Source organism: Oscillibacter sp. CU971 (assembly GCF_905219725.1).
Lineage (GTDB): Bacteria > Bacillota > Clostridia > Oscillospirales > Oscillospiraceae > Oscillibacter.
Genome location: NZ_CAJMXG010000440.1, coordinates 1 through 1,669, shown reverse-complemented (window position 1 = coordinate 1,669; position 1,669 = coordinate 1). Strand labels below are relative to the sequence as shown.

Genomic DNA, 1,669 nt, shown 5'->3' with positions numbered 1-1,669 from the left:
TTGCGCCCTTCGGCCGGGCTGGGACTGGAAAAGCGAGGAATTCATCCCCCAATATGGTCCCTTTATTGGACGTTTCCACTGCCTTCGTCTGTTTGCCTGCCTTTTACCTGCTTTAATCAGTGCTTCCTTAAATATGCAGAATACGGCGAATATGGGAAAAATAGGTCAGAAAAAGAGCCGGGCGGTCAAACAAGGCGCCCATAAAGGGGAAAAGATACAGAAAGCCATATCAGACTTGGTACATCCATGACGCCGCCTCTCGTTGGACAAGGGATAAGGCAGAGGAGCGCGGCATGCCGGAGGAATGGGAGAAGCTGTATTACAGGAACTAAGGGACTGTGCCGCGAGCCGCCTGCCGTATCGTGTGCGTGCCACTAAAGGGCCTGGCCGTGCTGACTCCTGCCAAAATTTTGGAAAATCACCTACAGCAGGCAAAATTCGAGGGCTTGGCCCGCTCAGCGGGGCAATGTCCATCGGCCGGGGGCGCCGGAGCAGCCCCCGGCCTTTATACTGCTCGGTTATGTGCTTCCACACTGTGTTGACGCTCATGCGAACGGCTTCGCCGATGGACCTGTAGCCGGACCAGCACTGATCGGCCTCGCGGTCCCTGTGATGCAATTGTGAAAGCTATTGACATCGGGACAAGACTAATGATAAGATGTGCAAATAAAAAGTCAATATCGAACCTCAAATCTAATCTACAAAAGGAGCGTGCTAAAAGTGGAGCATATTGGTGAAAACGAAAAGCTGTTTCAGCAGATTATGGCATTGATGGAGGCACATTTCGGGAAGAAATGCGAGATTGTACTGCATGATTTTACCGCTGAACATGACCATACCATTGTAGACATCCGGAATGGGGAGATTACAGGCCGGGCGGTGGGCGGCTGCGCTACGAACCTTGGGCTGGAGATTATGAATGGAACGGTATCTGCGGAAGATAAGTTCAACTATATCACATATGCGCCGGATGGCCACATTTTGCGGTCTTCGTCTATATATTTTCACAACAGCCACGGAGATCCGATAGGGTCTCTTTGTTTGAATCTGGATATTACAGATACAATCTATTTTGAAAAATGTCTGCGGGAATATAACGATTTTCGGGAAAATGGCAGCAGCGATACCTCCCAAGAAATATTTACACCCAATGTAAACGAACTGCTGGACCGATTGATTGAGCAGAGCATAGTAAAGTATGGTAAACCGCCCAGGCTGCTGACAAAAGAGGAAAAGATGCAGTTTATAGCAGACCTCGATGCCAAAGGAGCCTTTGTGATTACAAAATCCAGCGATCGGGTATATTCGTTATTGGGAATCTCCAGGTACACATTTTACACGTACCTGGATTCTGTACGCAAAATGCAAAAGGAAAAGGCAGAGCACCCGGCCAAGCAAAGCTGATAGACTTTTTGTATACCAGACAAAAAATATTTTGTCTGGTAATTTGATAAAAAGTATTGACAAGATTCGACAGATCGCTTATACTGTAGACAATGACAAAAAGCCCGGGGCTGTTGGGCTATATTTTGACAAAATGATTCGCATCCAAAGGCGAATGCAACGATAATTCGCCTTTGGATATTTTTTACCAGTTGAAAAAATAAAAAGTATTTTTAAAAGACAAAATATCTTTTCTGGAAGCAGACCCTTTCCACGGGCAATAAGG

At 46.7% G+C, this 1,669-nt stretch carries 3 protein-coding genes; 2 read left to right on the top strand and 1 reads right to left on the bottom strand.

Features of this window, described 5'->3' with window-relative positions:
• Together JX325_RS16355 and JX325_RS16350 are read left to right on the top strand one after the other, a co-directional pair.
• On the top strand, window positions 1–250 hold a 250-nt coding region (locus tag JX325_RS16355), incomplete at its 5' end, for a hypothetical protein (protein ID WP_204792094.1).
• A 470-nt stretch (window positions 251–720) separates the two neighbouring features.
• Window positions 721–1,404 carry a transcriptional regulator gene (locus JX325_RS16350; RefSeq protein ID WP_243414149.1) on the top strand — a complete coding sequence of 228 codons (684 nt, stop codon included), beginning with the start codon at window positions 721–723 and terminating at the stop codon, window positions 1,402–1,404.
• A gap of 78 nt (window positions 1,405–1,482) precedes the next feature.
• On the opposite strand, the gene JX325_RS16345 is transcribed toward JX325_RS16350, so the two are convergent.
• On the bottom strand, window positions 1,483–1,669 hold a 187-nt coding region (locus JX325_RS16345), incomplete at its 5' end, for a hypothetical protein (RefSeq protein WP_204792093.1).